At 35.4% G+C, this 19,236-nt stretch carries 19 protein-coding genes and 1 pseudogene; 10 read left to right on the top strand and 10 right to left on the bottom strand.

Annotation, left to right across the window (positions count from 1 at the left end; all coding sequences use genetic code 11):
* Positions 1 to 60: 60 nt before the first annotated feature.
* The 3 genes from BCR26_RS00840 (at position 61) to BCR26_RS00830 (ending at position 2,582) form a co-directional block, all read left to right on the top strand.
* Complete coding sequence (locus BCR26_RS00840; RefSeq protein WP_069697057.1) at positions 61 to 999, top strand: DNA-directed RNA polymerase subunit alpha; 939 nt, start codon at positions 61 to 63, stop codon at positions 997 to 999.
* A gap of 27 nt (positions 1,000 to 1,026) precedes the next feature.
* A complete protein-coding gene (gene rplQ / locus BCR26_RS00835; RefSeq protein WP_069697056.1) occupies positions 1,027 to 1,407 on the top strand; it encodes a 50S ribosomal protein L17 in 381 nt (126 codons plus the stop codon).
* A 614-nt stretch (positions 1,408 to 2,021) separates the two neighbouring features.
* Positions 2,022 to 2,582 (top strand): helix-turn-helix domain-containing protein, encoded by a 561-nt coding sequence (locus BCR26_RS00830; RefSeq protein ID WP_069697055.1) that lies wholly within the window; start codon positions 2,022 to 2,024, stop codon positions 2,580 to 2,582.
* Between the two features lie 123 nt (positions 2,583 to 2,705).
* Here the strand turns inward: BCR26_RS00830 and ppnP are convergent, their stop codons facing one another.
* The 4 genes from ppnP to BCR26_RS00810 all read right to left on the bottom strand — a co-directional run bounded on the left by ppnP (position 2,706) and on the right by BCR26_RS00810 (position 7,231).
* On the bottom strand, positions 2,706 to 3,026 hold the full coding sequence (ppnP, locus tag BCR26_RS00825) for a pyrimidine/purine nucleoside phosphorylase (RefSeq protein WP_069697054.1): 321 nt from the start codon (positions 3,024 to 3,026) through the stop codon (positions 2,706 to 2,708).
* Between the two features lie 18 nt (positions 3,027 to 3,044).
* Positions 3,045 to 3,845 (bottom strand): pyrroline-5-carboxylate reductase, encoded by an 801-nt coding sequence (gene proC / locus BCR26_RS00820; protein WP_069697053.1) that lies wholly within the window; start codon positions 3,843 to 3,845, stop codon positions 3,045 to 3,047.
* A 180-nt stretch (positions 3,846 to 4,025) separates the two neighbouring features.
* A complete protein-coding gene (gene hypD / locus BCR26_RS00815) occupies positions 4,026 to 6,428 on the bottom strand; it encodes a trans-4-hydroxy-L-proline dehydratase (RefSeq protein ID WP_069697052.1) in 2,403 nt (800 codons plus the stop codon).
* A gap of 26 nt (positions 6,429 to 6,454) precedes the next feature.
* Complete coding sequence (locus tag BCR26_RS00810) at positions 6,455 to 7,231, bottom strand: glycyl-radical enzyme activating protein (protein WP_069697051.1); 777 nt, start codon at positions 7,229 to 7,231, stop codon at positions 6,455 to 6,457.
* A gap of 457 nt (positions 7,232 to 7,688) precedes the next feature.
* On the opposite strand from BCR26_RS00810, the gene BCR26_RS00805 reads away from it, so the two are divergent.
* The 4 genes from BCR26_RS00805 to truA all read left to right on the top strand — a co-directional run bounded on the left by BCR26_RS00805 (position 7,689) and on the right by truA (position 11,161).
* The gene (locus BCR26_RS00805) at positions 7,689 to 8,528 is read left to right on the top strand and encodes an energy-coupling factor ABC transporter ATP-binding protein (RefSeq protein WP_069697050.1); all 840 of its coding nucleotides are present in this window, start codon (positions 7,689 to 7,691) and stop codon (positions 8,526 to 8,528) included.
* Positions 8,504 to 9,373: an energy-coupling factor ABC transporter ATP-binding protein gene (locus BCR26_RS00800; RefSeq protein ID WP_069697049.1), complete on the top strand. Its 870-nt coding sequence runs from the start codon at positions 8,504 to 8,506 to the stop codon at positions 9,371 to 9,373. The genes BCR26_RS00805 and BCR26_RS00800 overlap by 25 nt, the downstream gene beginning before the upstream one ends.
* Complete coding sequence (locus BCR26_RS00795) at positions 9,370 to 10,167, top strand: energy-coupling factor transporter transmembrane component T family protein (RefSeq protein WP_069697048.1); 798 nt, start codon at positions 9,370 to 9,372, stop codon at positions 10,165 to 10,167. The genes BCR26_RS00800 and BCR26_RS00795 overlap by 4 nt, the downstream gene beginning before the upstream one ends.
* Before the next feature lie 247 nt (positions 10,168 to 10,414).
* Complete coding sequence (truA, locus tag BCR26_RS00790; RefSeq protein WP_069697047.1) at positions 10,415 to 11,161, top strand: tRNA pseudouridine(38-40) synthase TruA; 747 nt, start codon at positions 10,415 to 10,417, stop codon at positions 11,159 to 11,161.
* Positions 11,162 to 11,217: 56 nt separating this feature from the next.
* Here truA and gad read toward each other — a convergent pair whose 3' ends face one another.
* The 5 genes and pseudogenes from gad to BCR26_RS00765 all read right to left on the bottom strand — a co-directional run bounded on the left by gad (position 11,218) and on the right by BCR26_RS00765 (position 16,743).
* On the bottom strand, positions 11,218 to 12,618 hold the full coding sequence (gad, locus tag BCR26_RS00785; protein WP_069697046.1) for a glutamate decarboxylase: 1,401 nt from the start codon (positions 12,616 to 12,618) through the stop codon (positions 11,218 to 11,220).
* Between the two features lie 137 nt (positions 12,619 to 12,755).
* A complete protein-coding gene (locus BCR26_RS00780; RefSeq protein ID WP_069697045.1) occupies positions 12,756 to 14,255 on the bottom strand; it encodes a helix-turn-helix domain-containing protein in 1,500 nt (499 codons plus the stop codon).
* Positions 14,256 to 14,418: 163 nt separating this feature from the next.
* Positions 14,419 to 15,765 (bottom strand): annotated as a pseudogene (gene brnQ, locus BCR26_RS00775) (branched-chain amino acid transport system II carrier protein); the annotation flags it as partial.
* Between the two features lie 116 nt (positions 15,766 to 15,881).
* Positions 15,882 to 16,376, bottom strand: a complete 495-nt coding sequence (locus BCR26_RS00770; RefSeq protein WP_069697043.1) for a GNAT family N-acetyltransferase — start codon at positions 16,374 to 16,376, stop codon at positions 15,882 to 15,884.
* 49 nt (positions 16,377 to 16,425) lie between these two features.
* Positions 16,426 to 16,743 carry a MazG nucleotide pyrophosphohydrolase domain-containing protein gene (locus BCR26_RS00765; protein WP_069697042.1) on the bottom strand — a complete coding sequence of 106 codons (318 nt, stop codon included), beginning with the start codon at positions 16,741 to 16,743 and terminating at the stop codon, positions 16,426 to 16,428.
* A 90-nt stretch (positions 16,744 to 16,833) separates the two neighbouring features.
* Between BCR26_RS00765 and BCR26_RS18660 the strand changes: the two genes are divergently transcribed.
* From BCR26_RS18660 to BCR26_RS00755, 3 genes are all read left to right on the top strand, one after another.
* Positions 16,834 to 16,995: a hypothetical protein gene (locus BCR26_RS18660; protein WP_211272270.1), complete on the top strand. Its 162-nt coding sequence runs from the start codon at positions 16,834 to 16,836 to the stop codon at positions 16,993 to 16,995.
* Positions 16,996 to 17,128: 133 nt separating this feature from the next.
* The gene (locus tag BCR26_RS00760; RefSeq protein WP_069697041.1) at positions 17,129 to 17,752 is read left to right on the top strand and encodes a histidine phosphatase family protein; all 624 of its coding nucleotides are present in this window, start codon (positions 17,129 to 17,131) and stop codon (positions 17,750 to 17,752) included.
* Positions 17,753 to 17,803: 51 nt separating this feature from the next.
* On the top strand, positions 17,804 to 18,361 hold the full coding sequence (locus BCR26_RS00755; protein ID WP_209591798.1) for an LOG family protein: 558 nt from the start codon (positions 17,804 to 17,806) through the stop codon (positions 18,359 to 18,361).
* Positions 18,362 to 18,486: 125 nt separating this feature from the next.
* Here BCR26_RS00755 and BCR26_RS00750 read toward each other — a convergent pair whose 3' ends face one another.
* Complete coding sequence (locus BCR26_RS00750) at positions 18,487 to 19,227, bottom strand: amino acid ABC transporter ATP-binding protein (protein ID WP_069697039.1); 741 nt, start codon at positions 19,225 to 19,227, stop codon at positions 18,487 to 18,489.
* Positions 19,228 to 19,236 lie beyond the last annotated feature (9 nt).

Raw genomic sequence — 19,236 nt, 5'->3', positions numbered from 1 at the left:
TTTGAATTAAGAACGTCATTGAACAAGACACTTTTCGTTTTGAAAGGGGTATAGATAAGAATGATTGAATTTGAAAAACCAAGAATCGAAAAAATTGATGAGAATAGAGATTATGGCAAGTTCGTCGTAGAACCTCTTGAACGAGGATATGGGACTACTTTAGGCAATTCTCTACGTCGTATTTTATTATCTTCTTTACCGGGAGCTGCTATTACAAATATTCAAATCGATGGTGTTTTACATGAATTTTCCGCTGTTAAAGGCGTAAGAGAAGATGTAACTCAAATCATCTTGAATATCAAAGGCTTAGCATTAAAGCTCTATGCTGAAGAAGAAAAAACCCTTGAAATCGATATTACAGGACCTGCTACAGTTACTGCTGGCGATATTATTGTTGATAGTGACGTTGAGATCCTAAATAAAGATTTAATTATCTGTAGTGTCGCTGAAGGAGCTACTTTCCATGCTCGCTTAACTGTGAGACCTGGTCGTGGCTATGTTCAAGCAAACGAAAATAAAAAGGAAGATATGCCAATCGGCGTTCTACCTGTCGACTCTATCTACACACCAGTTCGTCGTGTTAACTACCAAGTAGAAAACACTCGTGTTGGTCGTCGTGATGATTTCGATAAATTAACAATGGAAATATGGACTGATGGTTCAATTATTCCTCAAGAAGCTCTTAGCTTAGCGGCTAAAATCTTGACTGAACATTTAGATATCTTTGTGAATCTTACTGATGAAGCGAAAAATGCTGAAATCATGGTTGAAAAGGAAGAGACACAAAAAGAGAAAATGTTGGAAATGACTATCGAAGAATTAGACTTGTCTGTTCGTTCATACAACTGTTTAAAACGTGCAGGAATTAATACTGTACAAGAACTTACAAATAAATCTGAACCAGAAATGATCAAAGTACGTAATTTAGGTCGTAAATCTCTTGAAGAGGTAAAACTAAAATTACATGATTTAGGTTTAGGCTTACGTAAAGATGATTAATACTTTTTACGAAGGAGGAAAACCAACGTGAGTTATCGTAAATTAGGACGCACATCTAGCCAACGTAAAGCGATGTTGCGTGATTTAACTACTGATTTGATTATCAATGAACGTATCGTTACGACTGAAGCTCGTGCGAAAGAATTACGTTCTACAGCAGAAAAAATGATTACTTTAGGCAAACGCGGAGATCTTCATGCTCGTCGTCAAGCAGCTGCTTATGTTCGTAATGAAGTTGCTAGCGTACGTCAAGAAGAGGAATCAATTGTTGTTGAATCAGCTTTACAAAAGCTATTTAATGATATTGCACCTCGTTATGCAGAACGCCAAGGTGGCTATACTCGTATCTTGAAAACAGAACCAAGACGCGGCGATGCAGCACCAATGGTTGTTATTGAATTAGTATAAAAAAACAAACTATACCGTCACTTTATAGATGTTTCTTTTAGAGTGTTATGATGTTGGAGGAGACTCCGAGTCTAGCTCTGTGTTACTCACTGATAGTATTTCAGTGAGTAACCACTCATCATATATAGTGTATTTTTTTTACGAAATTTTAACTGTATCTAAAAATATAGACAAAGACAAAATGATTCTAGTTTTGTCTTTGTCTTTTTTAATATTTGAATATATTTTGCTTAATGGCTGAGCTAAGTGCTCGCCAATTTATTCTTGAATTTGGGACAGATCCTCTTTGATTATTTTATTCACTTTTCTTCTACTGTCTCTCTGACGTCAATATAAAAGTTATCGGAAAAAGGACTGGACGTCCATTCTATATGTAGAGCTTATTACTAAGTATTATTTATCAGAACTATTTTTTGTCTTTTCTTCTTTTTATATGGATTAATACAAAGCATTAAGTGACATATTACAACAGTGCTTTTACTCTAAAAATAACAAAAAAGAAGCTTCTACTTTCCCGTGTTACTTTCTACTTTTGACTAATCCATTTTTTTTAGTTAAAATGATTTGATTGGGATTTAAAAATGAGGATTTTTTGCTTGATTGGAGAGATAGGGATGGAATTGCTAGGGGAAAAAGTAAAGAAGCTCCGCCAATTGAAAGGATTTACACTTAAGGATATGTCAGGAAAAGTTGGTTTATCAACTGGTTATCTTTCTCAATTTGAAAGAGGAATCACGACGATTGCCGTGGAACACCTTGTCAGCATTTCAGAAGTATTAGGAGTAAATATCAAGTATTTTTTTGAAGAGGAAGAGGAAGTGAAAGAAGAGGAACTGGTTGTTAGAAGTTATGATCAAAAAGTACTGCGAATTTTGAATCAATGTGTTTACAAAAGTTTAAGTACAGCCCCAAAAAATAAGATTATGATGCCCAAGCTAGTAGAAATGACACCTGCATTGGAAAGTGAGCATCTGGATTCTTATCCCCACCAAGGAGAAGAATTTATTTATGTACTGGAAGGTGTTTTAACACTAAAAGTGAATGAACAAGAATATCAGTTATTTCCTGGTGATTCTAGCCATTACCCTTCTACAACACCCCATAATTGGGGCAACTATACGAATAAAATGGTAAAATTTATCGCGGTGCACGTTCCAAGTGATCTCGAAATTTGATTACCTCTCAACAATGTCCTCCTCGTCAATAATAATAAATTTAGACTAGCAAAGGAACCTATTTATCTCTTTGATTTTCAAGAAGAGATAAATAGGTTCTTTTATAATACAAGAAATTGTTTGCTATTCTTTTACATAGGAACAACAGTAATCCGCAAATTCAGCTACTTTTACTTTGAATGTAGCATTTGCAGGAACTTCGAAAGAGGCTTCTGGTTGAATGATTTGCCATTCGTTTGATTGTGGCAATTTCACTTCTAGCGTGCCTGCGGATAGTTCCATAATTTCTTTTTCATTGGTGCTAAATTCATATTCTCCAGCTAACATAAAACCTAGTGTAATACGGTTACCGTTAGCTAAAAAAATGGTTCTGCTGGATACTTTTCCGTCAAAATAGACGTTTGCTTTTTTATCAATATCAACGTTTTTTAATCTATTTTCCATCTACTTATGCTCCTTTAATTACATTGTTCGATTTTTTTCGGCGGCAGTCGTTACAGCATCAATAACTGCTCCTCTAAAGCCATTGTTTTCTAAGCTAGAAACAGCAGCAATAGTTGTTCCGCCAGGAGATGTAACCATATCTTTTAATTCTCCTGGGTGCTTCCCAGTTTCTAAAACCATTTTGGCAGAGCCTAATACGGTTTGAGCAGCGAATTTGTACGCTAAAGGGCGCGATAAGCCAGCTAAGACAGCACCGTCAGCTAAAGCTTCAATAAACATGTAAACGTAGGCAGGGGCTGAACCACTCACTCCTACAACGGCATCAATTAAATATTCAGCTACAAATTCTGCTTCTCCAAAACTTCTAAAGATAGAAAGAATTTCTTCTCCCTCTTGTTCAGAGATAAAGTCATTCAAGGAGACCGAAGACATACCTAAACCAACTAGAGCAGGGGTGTTTGGCATAACACGTACAATTTTTGTTTCAGCTAATAAATGTGCGGAGAGTTTCTCTATTGTAACACCAGCAGCAATAGAAACAACAATATCATCTTTGCTAATGCGTTCTTTGATATCATCAAGAACAGTCAATATCATATTCGGTTTAACTGCCAAAATGATGATTTGAACTTTTTCAGCTAGTTCTTTTTCGTTCTTACAAAGAGTTACACCGAATTCTTGCTGGACTTGATCTAATACGGGTTGATAAGCATCGTATACAAAAATGTTTTCAGCTGATGTGATTCCAGAAGATAAGATACCATTCATCATTGCTTTTCCCATATTTCCGGCGCCAATAAAGCCAATTTTTTTATTCATAGTTTAAAATAACCTCCATAAAGTATCATGATACGTATTTTACTACACTTACTAGCGAGATGTATAGCTATTATGCTCGTGAACCGACGAGTTTAGTAAGTGGTTAAAACGGATGAAATAGCCTTCTCTGTGATGATTTCCCATTTGAAGGCTATTTCATGTTATCAATTGAAAACAATATTATCCAAAGTTTTGTTCGGTTCTGCTAATGATTTCATCTTGTAAGGCTTTATCTAAGTTATTGAAGTAATCACTATAGCCTGCTACGCGGACAATTAAGTTTTTGTATTCTTCAGGATTTTTTTGTGCTTTAATTAAGACGTCTCGTTCAATAATATTGAATTGGATATGATGTCCATCCATTGCAAAGTAAGACCGAATAAGACTGGCCATACTTGTTAAGCCACGTTCACCAGCAACTACGGCTGGAGGGAATTTTTGATTCAATAAAGCTCCACCAGTTTTTAATTGGTCAATTTTTGCGGCTGATTTAATTACGGCAGTAGGACCGTTTCGATCCGCTCCTTTTTCTGGAGAAATACCATCTGGTAATGGAATTCCTGCATAGCGTCCATTAGGCGAAGCCCCCATCACTTGACCAAAATAAACATGACAAGTCGTTGGTAAAAATTCAACGATGGTCTTTGAACCTTTTGGTGTTGTTCGACCACCAATCGTTTTTTGTAGTGTATTTGTTACATTCTTAAGAAGGTTATCTGCATAATCATCATCATTTCCATATTTTGGTGTTTCATTGCTGACAATAGCATGCAGTTCGCTATAATTCTCAAAGTTTGCTTGGCAAGCTTCAACTAGTTGAGTCATCGTAAAGCGTTCTTTTTCGAAAACATTTAGCTTGATTGCAGCTAAAGAATCAGTAATAGTCGCAATTCCTACGCATTGGATATAGCTCGTATTGTATCTTGCTCCACCTGAGTTATAATCTTTTCCTGATTTAATACAATCATCTGTTAATACAGACAATAATGGAACAGGCATAAAGTCCATATACATTTTTTCAATCACGTTGTTACCAGCGACTTTAACGTCGACAACATACTTCAATTGCTTTTCTATCGCTTGATACAATTCTTCGTAAGAAGTGAAGGTTGTAGGATCACCTAAGTCCAGTCCAACTTGTTTTTGTGTATAGGGATCAAAACCACGATTTAGAACAAGCTCCATCACTTTAGGAACATTCAAATAACCAGTCAATACATAAGCTTCTTTTCCTGCTGTACCTGTTTCGACACAGCCACTAGCAATGCCACTTTCTCTAGCATCATCAATATTTTTGCCCATATTAATTAGCTCTTGGATAATCGCTTCTGAGTTGTAAAATGCTGGTTGGCCCCAACCTTTTCTAGAAACTTTCAGAGCTTCTTTTAAAAAGTTCTCTGGTGATTTACGAGAAATTTGTACATTTGAGCTAGGTTGTAAAAGTTTCATTTCATCCATTACTTCTAAGATTAAGTAGCTGACTTCACTAACCCCAGAAGTTCCATCAGGTCTAAGTGCTCCAGTATTGATATTACAGAAATCGGTATAAGTGGCAGATTCCTTCAAAGTAATACCAACTTTTGGAGGAGCAGGCTGATTGTTAAATTGAACCCAAAGATTTTCTAAATATTCTCGTGCTTCGTCTCTGGTTAAGGTTCCTTCGGCAATTTCTTTATCATAAAATTCTTCTAAGTGTTGATCTAATTTTCCTGGAGAGTAAGCATCCCAGTTATTCATTTCAGTTGTAACACCAATATGTGAAAACCAATAAGCTTGAATCGCTTGTCGGAAAGTTTCTGGTTTATTTTCAGGTACAACATCACAAACTTCAGCAAGTTCCAATAGTTCTTTTTTCCATTGAGCATCTGCTTCGTTTTCAGCTAATTGACGAGCCAGTGCCGCATAGCGTTTGCCTAGAATAATCATCCCTTCACAGACTAACTTCATTCCTTCGAGTTCTTCTTTTTTCGCTAAGGCATCTAAATCTGTATTGAAATTTAATGAATTGATTTCGGCTTCAATTTTTGCGATAAAATCCTTGTATCCATAGTTGTAAATTTTTCCATCTGCTACTGTATGTCCAGGTCCACGCTGCATTAAGAATTCAGTATAGAGGCCTGCATCGAACAGTTTATGCCATTCGTCAGGTAGAAGTTGGTTCATTCGTGTCATCATAGCCCGATCTTTCCAATACGGAATAATCACTTCCTCTTGAATCCGTTTATCTTCTTCAGTTACTTTGAAAAATACTTTTTCTCGTTTATCCATATTGTCAAAGTCTTCTAATGTATGACAACATAATTCTGGGAATGTTGGAGCTGCCCAAGGACGTTCGCCTTTTTCTCCAACAATTAGAGCGCCTTTTTCTAAATACAAAGTACGGTTTTCCATGATGTACTTAAAGGCTTTTCCTCTTAAAATAGGAGCAGGATATTTTCCTTCCCACATTTTGTAGGCTTCCGTTAGTAAAACGGCACGTTCAATAGAAATACTAGGTTGACATTGATTGTCACTGATTTCACGCAAGTGTTTAATTCTTTCTGTGGAGCCTCTGCGTGTTGGTTCTAGTGTAACTGTACTCATGTTATTTCCTCCTAAATTTAGTTTTATTAACCACCAATAGATATGTTTGAATGATAAGTAAGCCATTGGTTTTTTACTTTTTCTAAAGTGTCCTCTGTAGGTTTGTTAAAAATTTCACTTGTCAATCCAAGACGAGCATATTTATCACTGCCAAACTCGTGATAGGGAAGTAAGCTTATTTCGTCAACATGAATATGATTTGTTTTTAGCCATTCAATATAGGTACTGATTACTTCTGTAGAATTGTTTAATCCGTCAAGTTGAATAAGTCTGAGATGGATCGTCGCACCATAATCACTGAGTTTCTTTAGGTTTTCTAAGATTACCTTATTGGAGGAACCAGTATATTTTTTATGCAATTGTGAATCAATGAACTTTAAGTCGTACAAAAAGCAGTCAACATAAGGTAATATACGCTCGAAATTTTTAAAAGGAGCCATACCACTAGTGTCGATAATAATAGAAATTCCTTTTCTGTGGAGTGATACTACGAGCTGTTCAATGTAATCCATGTCTTGCGTCATTACTTCACCGCCAGATAATGTTACCCCACCACCAGATTGATCATAAAATAATTGATCTTTTTCAACTTCTTTGACTAACTCTGATATAGAATAGTTTTTTCCGACAGTTTCATGAGTGCCTTCTTTGGTAAGCATAGATTCTATGTTGTAGTTGATACTTTCGGGATTATGGCACCACTTACATTTTAACGGACAGCCTTTAAAAAAAATGGTTGTTCGAATACCTGGACCGTCATGGAGTGAAAATTTTTGAATATTAAAAATAACTGGAATGCTCATTTAAGTTCACTTCCTTCATCTTTGCTTTCATTATATTCACTTGTGTGAATGTTATCAAGTGTCTATTTCACATATATGAAATAGGTGGGTATGTCAGTGCCATCGTTACAAAGAGGCATTAAGTGGTGAAACTTCAGTTTTTTGGGTGGGTGTAAGAGGAGAAATTTAGCGAAATGTTAAAAATACAAAGTTTGTAAAAAAGATAGTATTTTTTTTAGTGTTACATATTAAGATACATTTTTACTTTATTAGCAATTATTTTTTTTGGTTGTTCATAAATATGATGGAAAAAGGGTGATTCTAAGAGTGAGAATATTTATTAAAAACGAGGTATTTTTACACATGAATAAAGGATTTTTGCTATAATAGGTAGTGCTTGAAAAGAAACAAGAAAAGATTGAAAAAATAGGCTTTTTTTGTTAGTGTTAATAAGAATAAATAGTTGAGGGAGTACGCAATGAAACCGATAATTGAACTGAACAATATCCATTTTAACTATCAGCCGGAAGATGCTTCACCAGCTTTAAATAATGTTTCTTTTTCCATCAATCAAGGGGAATGGGTCGCAATTATTGGGCATAATGGGTCAGGAAAATCAACGTTGGCCAAAACAATTAATGGTTTGCTTCTACCAGCAGCAGGAAGCATTGCTGTAGGTGGGAAAGAGTTGAATAGTGAGAACGTTTGGGATATTCGTCGAATGGTAGGAATGGTTTTTCAAAATCCAGATAATCAGTTTGTAGGTTCTACTGTAGAAGATGATGTTGCTTTTGGTCTTGAAAACCAAGGGATTCCTCGTGAAGAAATGCTTGTTAGAGTTAAGGATGCACTAGAAAAGGTTCGCATGGATAGTTTTGCAACCCGTGAACCAGCAAGACTTTCAGGAGGACAAAAGCAGCGTGTGGCGATAGCCGGTGTAGTGGCTCTGAGACCAGAGATCATTATTTTAGATGAAGCAACGAGTATGTTAGACCCTGAAGGACGGGAAGAAGTGATTGCGACCATTAAAAAGATTAAAGAAGAGAGTAATCTGACGGTCATTTCTATTACTCATGATATAGATGAGGCCGCAAATGCCAATAGAATTTTAGTCATGAAAGAAGGACAGTTGGTCAATGAAGGAACGCCAGAAAAAATTTTTTCTGCAGGATCTGAGTTGATTGAAATGGGCTTAGACTTACCCTTTCCAGAGCGATTAAAGGTTGCCTTGAAACAACGAGGAATTTCAGTTCCAAAAGAGTATTTAACTGAAGAAAGGATGGTGGACTGGTTATGGACATCCGTTTTGAAGAAGTAGATTTTACCTATCAGCCGAACACCCCTTTTGAGCAAAGAGCACTATTTGATTTAAATTTAACGGTTAAAGAAGGTTCTTATACAGCGATAGTTGGGCATACTGGAAGTGGCAAATCGACGTTGCTACAACATTTAAATGCATTAGTAAAACCAACCAAAGGTACGGTTTCTATTGGAGATCGAGTAATTACCGCCGAAACAAATAATAAGAATTTAAAACCTATTCGTAAAAAAGTAGGAATAGTTTTTCAATTTCCAGAAGCACAACTTTTTGAAGAAACAGTAGAGAAAGACATTGCTTTTGGACCAAAGAATTTTGGCGTGTCAGATGAAGAGGCAAAAAAATTAGCGAAAGAAATGTTAAATTTAGTGGGTTTAGATGATAGTTATTTAGAGCGTTCCCCGTTTGAACTTTCAGGAGGACAGATGCGTCGGGTAGCGATTGCAGGAGTTCTTGCGATGGAGCCAGAGATTTTAGTGTTAGATGAACCAACAGCTGGGTTAGACCCACAAGGTAGAAAAGAAATGATGGAGATGTTTTTACGTCTACATAAAGAACAAGGTATGACGATTGTTCTAGTTACGCATTTAATGGATGACGTAGCTAATTATGCTAATCATGTCATTGTTTTAGAAAAAGGACGGATTGTTAAAGCTGGTTCGCCAAAAGAAGTCTTTGCTGATATTGCTTGGCTAAAAGAGAAACAATTAGGGGTTCCAACTGCGGCATCTTTTGCAGAAAAATTAGCAGCAAAAGGGTATTCTTTCGATCAGCTGCCATTAACTGCAGATGAGTTGGCGGATAGTTTACTCCAAGTTTTGGAAAAAGTGGGTGACAGCCAATGATGAATAAATTGATTTTAGGACGTTATATTCCAGGAGATTCTTTTATCCATACACTGGACCCAAGAGCGAAATTAATTGCTAGTTTCTATTTTATAGGTATTATTTTTTTAGCAAATAATTGGCAAACCTATGTAGTTTTAGCTGCTTTTACTTTTTTCGCTATTTTCTTATCAAAGGTAAATCTTGGTTTCTTTATCCGCGGTGTAAGACCTCTATTATGGTTAATTTTATTTACCGTAGCGCTACAAGTACTCTTTACTCGTGGTGGGGCAACCTATTTTGAGTGGGGCATCTTTTCGATTACCGAATTTGGTGTAATTAATGGACTGTTTATCTTTTGTCGTTTTGTTTTGATTATTTTCATGTCTACGTTATTGACTTTGACGACACCACCTTTGGACTTGTCAGATGCAATTGAATATTTATTACGACCATTAAAAGCCGTCCGTTTTCCAGTACATGAGATTTCGTTGATGCTATCAATTGCGTTACGCTTTGTGCCAACATTAATGGATGAAACAGAAAAGATTATGAATGCGCAACGTGCTAGAGGTGTTGATTTTGGTGAAGGGAATTTAATTCAAAAAATGAAAGCTGTTGTACCGCTGCTAATTCCTTTATTTGTGAGTAGTTTTAATAGAGCCGAAGATTTGGCAACTGCCATGGAAGCTCGAGGTTATCAAGGTGGCGAAGGAAGAACAAAGTATCGCGTGTTGGAATGGCATTTGAAAGATTCCTTTGTGATGATTGCATTTACACTAATGACGGTGCTCTTGGTTTATTTGAGAGCCTAAAAGAAACAATAGATGAGCTTGAGACAGTTTTTTCTAGGATATGTGTGAAAGCTATGGTGTAATCCGAATTTTTTAGAGAATTGTGTGGAAATCTAGTAAGAAAACGTAGCTTATGTGGTGCATAGGCGAGGTTTTGTCACGACGAGTAACATCCAATTCATGAAAATATTCGTCGCTAGAGTTTTCAGATACCTCCTAATTGTCTCATGCTCTTTTTACGATAAATAAGGAAAGTATAGGTGAAGATATGCCACGCTATAAAGCGATTATTGCGTATGATGGAACGAATTTTAACGGGTTTCAGGCGCAGCCGAATGGTCGAACGGTTCAAGAAGAGATAGAAAAAACATTGAAAAAAATGAATAACGGTCAAACGATTACGATTTTTGGTTCAGGAAGGACAGATGCAGGAGTTCATGCATCGGGACAAGTAATTCATTTTGATTATCCAGAAAAACGAGATTTAGAAAAAATGCGCTTTGCATTAGATACACAGACACCAGAAGACATTGCAGTTAAGAGTGTCGAAGTTGTTCCAGATACCTTTCATGCCCGCTATCATGCTATAGGGAAAACCTATGAATTTCGAGTAGATATAGGAAAACCAAGAAGTCCTTTTCGTCGTTTTTACGCTAGCTATTATCCTTATCCTTTGGATTTAGGAAAAATAGAATCTGCATTGAAAGATTTATTGGGCACTCATGATTTTACGTCTTTTTGTGCTTCTGGAAGTTCCGTAGATGATAAAATACGGACGATTCACGAGGCTTCAATGAGAGTTAACGAAACTGGCGATGAGTTAATTTTTACTTTTAAAGGTGATGGCTTTTTGTATAAAATGATTCGTATTTTAGTCGGTACGTTGTTGAAAATTGGAAACAATCGACTTGAAGCAGATGCTATTCCAGAAATTATTGCAGGAAAAGATCGTAATTTAGCAGGACCTACAGCACATCCAGAAGGGCTATATTTGGTTGAAGTCAGCTATGATTAAAATAAAAAAGGTTAGATTGAAGCGTAACTAATGCTTGTCTAACCTTTTTTCAGTTATTAATGAGTGAATCCATAGTCTTTTAATTCTTTTTCTTTATGAAAAACAAGCTGACTGTTATCTAATTCTGTTAAAGATGCTTTTAAGTCTTCAATAAATTCATGAGCTAAGTTGATTCCTAAGTCTTCTCGAATGACAATTCGCTGTACAAGAATACTATCTAAATCTTTTGGAAGAGGGTAGGTTGGAACTTGCCAGCCTCTCATTCTTAGACGATCCGAAAGATCATACAAGGTCCATGGATTTGTTGCTTTTTCCGATAAACTATAGCAGAGGACAGGTAATTGAGAACCATCATTAATTAAGTTGAATTCTTTCATTTCATTAATTTCTTTAGCAATAAATGTGGCAACATGTTGAGTTTTACGATGGATTGCCTGATAACCTTCAAACCCAAAACGTAGGAAATTGTAGTACTGACCGATGATATGAGAGGCACTGTGAGAGAAATTAATCGCCATAGTAGGAACATCTCCACCAAGATAACTAACTTCAAAAATTAGCTCTTTTGGTAGATATTCTTTTCCTCGCCAGATTGCCCAACCAACCCCAGGGTAAACTAGTCCGTATTTATGACCAGAAGTATTAATAGAAATAACATTATTTAGTCTAAAGTCCCAAGTCAACTCTGGATTGACAAAGGGTGTATATAAACCACCAGATGCAGCATCAACATGAATATAGACTTTGTAGTCTGTCTGTTGATTATAATTTTCAACAAGTGTATTTAATGTTTCGATATCATCGTATTTTCCTGTATAGGTGATGCCTAAAATTCCTACAATGCCAATGGTATACTCGTCAATAGCAGCCATTGCTTTTTCAATATCTAAGGTCATATTTTCTTTATCCATGGGAATCGTTTTTAGCTCTATATCAAAATAGACAGCAAATTTTTCCCAACAAACTTGATAGCCAGATGAGATAATAAGAGTTGGTTTCTTTTTGTTTATATCTAGTCCTAGTTTTTTTACACGGTTTCGCCAAGAAAATTTCATAGCCATTCCAGCCAACATACAAGCTTCTGATGAGCCTATGGTGGAAGTTCCCAGAAAGCCTTCTGCTTTGTCAGCGTTCCATAAATCAGCAATGATGTTTACACAACGGTTTTCTAATTCAGCAACTCTAGGATATTCTGATTTGTCGATAGCATTTTTATTCAGAGTTTCAGCCATTAGCTCGGTGGCTTCTGTTTCCATAAAGGTTTGACAAAATGTAGCTAAATTTTGACGAGCATTGCCTTCATCCATGATTTCGTCTTTAATTAGTTGCTGAGCAATTTTAGGATGAACAGGTTCTTGACTTAGTTTGTATTTTGATAATAATCGTCCTTCAGCATTTGAGCCAAAAATTGGTTCAAGATACTCATGATTTTCTCTGTTTTCTTTTCCTTGGAGCATATCATCATCACCTCAAAGTTTTATTTTTAGATACTCTATTTTCATTATATAGTGCTTGAGATAGAAGAACCACTGAAATGAAAAAAATGGAAACAACATTATCTGAAGTTTCCATCTTTTCATCTACAACCATTAAGTTATGAAATAATATTTTTTTGCTCGAATAGTTGTTGCAATTTTTTATACAGAGATGAGAGTTCTTCATCTTTAGATGAAAGATCCCAAAAATATAAAGGCAAATTTGGATCTTGTCTTAAAGGAAGCAAGGAAGAACTAATCACTAAATCATATTCATCCGCTTTTGTTTCTTCAAAAGGAGAGGCATCAGCAAATCCTAATCCATCAAGGAAACGATACATTTTTCGAACTAAAATAAAATTGTGCTCAAAAGCAATGCCTATTTTTAGATGCTCTGAATATTTTGGTGCATCATAGTAAGGAAGTAAGATATTTTTATATGCTCGAATTATGGGGCGTTGAATAGCCTTTAAAAAGGCATTATTTTTCTCTTCTGATTTCTTTTCTATGAACTCTTTAATTTTAGCTTCTAAAAAAGTATCCGTCTTTTTTTTCTGAGCAGGGATCGTGACTAAATTTTCAAGATCTGGGAATGGTTGCTGTAGTACATAGAAAGTAAACGTGATATTAATTAGATTTCCCAACAGTAATGAATAATCTGCTAGTTCTTGATCTATATAAAAAATTTCTTTTTTGGCATATGTTAAAAACGCTTGGGTTAGATCATAAACAGGATTTTTCCGCTGGGAAAAATCGTGCAATGTTTGGATTAATGATGGATCATTTTCTAAGGTGTAAAAAGGTGCGTAGTGAGCCAAGAAAAAGATAAAGCTACATTCTGCATGACGTTGTTCTGGTGACAAAAAGCGAAAAGGATCTGCTTGTTCAATTCGTTCAAAGTCATAATAAGGATTCTTTTCCATCAAAAAATTGTAGCGTTTATCATAGCTAACAAAAGATTTCCGACTGGTTCGACATAAAAAAATGGCTGCGAAATAAGTCAGTTCTTTAGAACCCAGATATGTTTTTGATAATGGAAAATATTCAGAGACATTTTGAACCAATTTTTCCACATAAGCACGATCAATAGTAAAGGGCCAAAAAGAGCCTCTAGTTCCTAACCATAAGCTGTTAAAAAGTGCAACGCGAACGACTCGTTCATCACCTACTAAATTTGCTTCGGTGTATGTAAAGCGCAAATTAAATTTTTTTACGTGTTTTTTTAAAGGAAGCATTTTGCGATCGACTGTAGAGCGACTGACATAATATTTTTCACAGAAATCATCAATAGTAGGATGAGTTTGATTTAGAAAATAGATAATAAATTGAAAAGGAATCGATGACTGCAATAGGAAATAACGATAATCATCAATCGTTACAATTAACCGTGTGCTGTCAATTTTACCGGCTTTTGTTAAAAAAGAAGTTTGTTTACTATTGATAGTATTGATTTCTTTATCTATTTCATTTAGAAAACTCGCAGTTTGTTGATAATTTAGTGCCAATTCATCTGCTAACTGTTGAATGGAGTAGTCCATCTGATGTAGTTGAGTCATTCTCTTAAATAGTTTAAACTTGCTGAGCATTGCTGAATCCATCATAAGTTTTTCATAAAGCATTATGTATGTACCTCCTCCTATATTCTGTTGTAAGATACTTGCTTAGATACTTTAAGCAAAGTTGATACGATCTGAATAATTCGGATAAAATAAAGTTTGCCAAAAGATTATTTGGGTTGAAGAAGGAGTAAATAAATGATCGAACTATTTACTCCTTGCAGTTCTATATTACTGATGCTTCTTTTTTTATTTTAATCCATAAGAAACTAATCAAGAAACCAATTGATGCAGGTACAACCCAACCCATTCCTATTGTAAAAAGTGGAAGATATTGCTTAGCAAAGTTAAGAATAGTTTCTGCAAAAGCACTCTCTTTAACAAACGCAGGAGCGCTATTTAGGGCATCTAGAAAGGCGGCAGACAGGGTAACATAGGTTGTCAGTTGATAGACTTCTCTTCGGTGACCAAACAATGGACTAGCAATAACCAAAAGCATCAAAGTCATTGCCAATGCATAAAGAAACATTAAGATAGGAATTGAAAATTGAATAATATTCGTTAAACCAATATTAGCAAACAAACAAGGAAAAATACTAGCAATTGCAATATAAAAGGAATAAGATTTTTGTGGAAACAGTTCAACAAAAGTTTCAGAGAAAGCCGTAATTAGTCCGATAGCTGTCTTTAAACAAGCTAATAGGATAATCAAAGCTAATAAAATACTGCCTAAGTTTCCTAAGTAATGATTGGCGATTTGTGCTAATGCAATGCCACCGTTCTCACTGACAGAAAAAGTGCCAGCACTCATCGTTCCCATATAAGCAAGTAACGTATAAATAATCCCCATTAAAATCACACTGACAGCACCTGATTTGATAGTGTCCTTGGCAATTTCATTTGGTTCTTCAACACCCATTCCTCTTATAGTAGAAACAATAATAATACCAAAAGCTAGGGAGGCTAAAGCATCCAAAGTATTGTATCCTTCTGTAAAACCTTTAAAAAAGGGACTTTGCAAATAGTCAGGACTAATAGCCGCTGACTGAATCGTTCCTAAAGGTGTTAGAAAAGCTAAGATAATTAGAATGGCTAGTAAGAATAAAAATAATGGATTTAAAAATTTACCCACATAATCTAGCAACTTAGACGGTTTTCGAGAAAAAGCCCAAGCAATAATAAAAAATAAAATAGAAAAAATAGCTAAGAATAATTTGTCTTGTTCTGCTGGAATAAATGGTGCAAATCCAATCTCAAAAGAAGTAGTCGCCAATCTCGGCAATGCAAAGAAGGGACCAATCGTTAAATAAAGTAAAACGGTAAAAATAATAGCATAATGTTTACTGATACGGGAAGCTAAATCAAATAATCCGTTGCTTTTTGAAATACCAATCGCGATGACTCCTAGAAAAGGAAGGCCAATTCCAGTAATTAAAAAGCCCAGATTAGCTAGAAAGATACTTGATCCAGCCGCTTGTCCCATATGCACAGGAAAAATTAAATTTCCGGCTCCAAAGAACAAGCCAAATAGCATGGAACCAACATATAAGTAGTCTTTCCAAGATAGTTTTTTTTTGACAACTGCAACACTCCTTAATTTTTGTACTTAACCAAAATAACAGAATCTAAGCAGGACAGCAAGTAAATTTGTAAAAAGAGATAGACATAAGAAAAAATGGTTAAAGACTCCTAAGATTTTTCTATAAAATAAGCAAATTGATAGTCATCACAAAAAGAACCATTGATGAAAAACTCATCTTTAAAATGTCCTTCTTGAATAAACCCATTTTTTTTATAAAATTGAATCGCTTTTGCGTTGGTAGCCATTACTCGTAAAGATAGTTTATGAATCCCTTCTTCAATAGCGATTGTTTTGATATAATCTACAAGTTTTTTTCCAACCCCTTTTGATTGAACATCTCCTCGAACGGCAATCGCTAGTACCCATTGTTTTTGGTGAGCGACTAAATGAGTAGGGTGGTGAACATCGACGAAACCTAAAATATGTTGACCGTCAGTGGCAACAAACATACTACGATCGGCAATTTTATTTTTGTACTCTTCCAAAGAATCGTAATGATGAATCACAGGAGAGTTTTCATTTGTCCAAACACTGTTTTCGATTTCTAATAATGAAGCAATATCTTTATCGGTAATAAAACGGATGCTGATTTTTTGAGTCATCGTTTTTCCTCCTAGTATATTAGGTAATAAAAAAATTTAAAAATAGTTTTTATGGATGAAAACGATCTAATAATTTTTTCTTGTTTGCAGTTAGAATGTCTTCAAGGTGAATATTATATTTGTCGGCCAAAATGAAAATATTGTCTAAAACATCCCCTAGTTCTTCTGTCAAATTTTGAAGCTGCTCTTTTGAATTTTGTTTTTCTTCATCTGGACGATCACGACCAATTTCAATGGATCGAATCGCTCTGGCTACTTCGCCAGTTTCTTCCGATAAAAAATTCACACGAATAAATGGACTTAATGAATACCACCCTCGGTCTTTATAGAAGGCACTAATCCATTCTTGATATTCTTGAATATCCACTGTATCTCCCCATTTCCCTAAAACTTTAAATAACTGTCAATGATGCAATAGTTACATTTAAGTATACCATTTTGAAAGAACATTGGTCAGGTGAAAAAGCGAATCAATCGCTTAAGATACTTCAAAGACTGGGCCTGTGATAACCTTTTGGGAGCAACTCAAAAATCAAGAGAATGCGAAGAAATATGGGAGTCAGAAGTAACTCCGGCGATGTTCCAATCAGAATCGAAAGTTTTAAGCGTTATGAATTGAAAACTCTCAGGTAATAAATAATTCTGTTTTAGCTTTTACTATATGACAGAAAGAAATTGAAGAAATTTTGTAGGATTTAAAGTAGAATAGATAGTGAGTTCTCTTTTAAAAAAATTGAAGGGATAAATGCAGAATGACAACTTTTTATTTAGTAAGACATGGAAAAACAGAATTGAACATTGAAGAACGTTTTCAAGGTGGCTCGATTGATGCTCCTTTAGTAGAAGAAGGAATTTTCCAAGCACAGCAAGCTGGGAAGTATTTATCAGAGATTCAATTTGATTTAGTAGCAGTTAGTACGCAAAAAAGAGCGGTTCATACAGCAAATTATATTGTTGGAGAGAACAATTTTTTACATGGTGCAACCTTAAAGTACTTTGATGGATTGAGAGAGATTTCTTTTGGAGAACGTGAGGGTGTAAAAATTGATCGATCGGATGAACAAACCAACTATTTGAGAACCAATCCAGCATTGTACAATCCCAGTTCATTTAATGGGGAAGAGCTAAATGATGCAGTAGAGCGAGCTGGCGCAGTGTTAAATCAAATTAGTGATGAACATCCAGACGGAACGGTTTTAATCGTTTCACATGGAGCGTTGCTTATTATTTTAATGAATTATTTGTTAGGAAAAGAGAAATCAAAATGGCGTGAAGGCGGACCTTTGGAGAACACTAGTATCAGTATTTTGGAAAGAGATAGTCAAACTGCGAATTATAAATTGAAATCTTTAAATGATATTTCTTACCAAAAGTAGAGGAAGAGTACCATGATTGAATAAGTTGTAGGAGGAATTAGTTTGAAGCGAATGGCAGTTTATTGTGGTGCGAGCACAGGAAAGAATATTATTTACCAAGAATGTGCAAAAGAGTTAGGGAGTTGGATGGTAGCTAACCAATATGATTTAGTTTTTGGTGGTGGAAATGTTGGTTTAATGGGTATTGTAGCAGATACGGTGCTGGAACAGGGTGGCAAAGCGATTGGTGTAATGCCGACTTTTTTGATTGAACGAGAAATTGCTCATGAAGGAATTACCGAAATGCATGTAGTAAAAAATATGCATGAACGGAAAAGAATGATGATTGATTTAGCTGATTGCTATCTGGCATTGCCAGGAGGACCTGGTACATTAGAAGAAATCTCAGAGGTTGTTTCTTGGGGCAGAGTAGGAGAACATCCGAATCCTTGTATTTTTTTTAATGTGAATGGTTATTATGATTTAATGGCACAGTTTTTTGATAAAATGGTTGTAGAAGGATTCCTTTCAAAACAGGATCGTTCCAAAATTTGTATTGCAGGAACTTTAGAAGAAATACAAACGTTTATTGAAGCTTTTGAAGTAGCAAAGCCAGTAGAATATAAATGAACATGAGAGTTGTTAATTACACACTTTAGTTGACAAACCCATGAGCATAGCAAAAATCCAAGTCTGTGGTTCTCACAAAGAGAGCTCTTAGACTTGGATTTCTTTATTTTTTATAGAGATAAAATTTATTCTTTCGATAAAATACGATGCAAGAATTCTTTGGTACGAGCTTCTTTCGGATGAACAAAAATATCTTCAGCGGTTCCTTCTTCAGCAATTACTCCTTTATCCATAAAGATTACGCGATCGGATACTTCTCTGGCAAATTCCATTTCATGGGTTACGATAATCATGGTTAAACCAGTGTGAGCTAAATCCTTCATGGTCTTTAATACTTCTCCAACCATTTCGGGATCCAGAGCAGAGGTAGGTTCATCGAATAGCATGACATCCGGGTTCATTGATAAGGCACGTGCGATAGCAACCCGCTGCTTTTGACCGCCAGAAAGTTGTGAAGGTTTAGCATCAACAAATGGCGCCATGCCAACTTTTTCTAAGTTTTCAATGGCAATTTTTTTTGCTTCTTCTTTTGAACGTTTTAAGACAGTGATTTGGCCACTAGTACAGTTTTCTAAAACATTCATATTGTTAAATAAGTTAAACTGTTGAAAAACCATGCCTAAGTGCGTTCGATATTGTGGTAAATTGTAATCGGCTGCTAAGACATTTTCACCATTGTAAATGATTTTCCCATCTGTTGGTTTTTCTAACAAGTTAATACAACGAAGCAACGTAGATTTACCGGAACCAGAGGAACCGATAATGGTAACAACTTCTCCTTTTGTTACACTGACATTAATATCTTTTAAGACTTCGTTTTCGCCGAAGCTTTTCTTTAAATGTTCAATTTCAATAATGTTAGTCATTGTGATCCT

Origin of the sequence: Enterococcus rivorum (genome assembly GCF_001742285.1) — a bacterium.
In the GTDB taxonomy this organism is placed as follows: Bacteria; Bacillota; Bacilli; order Lactobacillales; family Enterococcaceae; genus Enterococcus_L; species Enterococcus_L rivorum.
The sequence above is the reverse complement of the archived record's forward strand: the minus strand, read 5'-3'. Positions and strand labels throughout refer to the sequence as shown.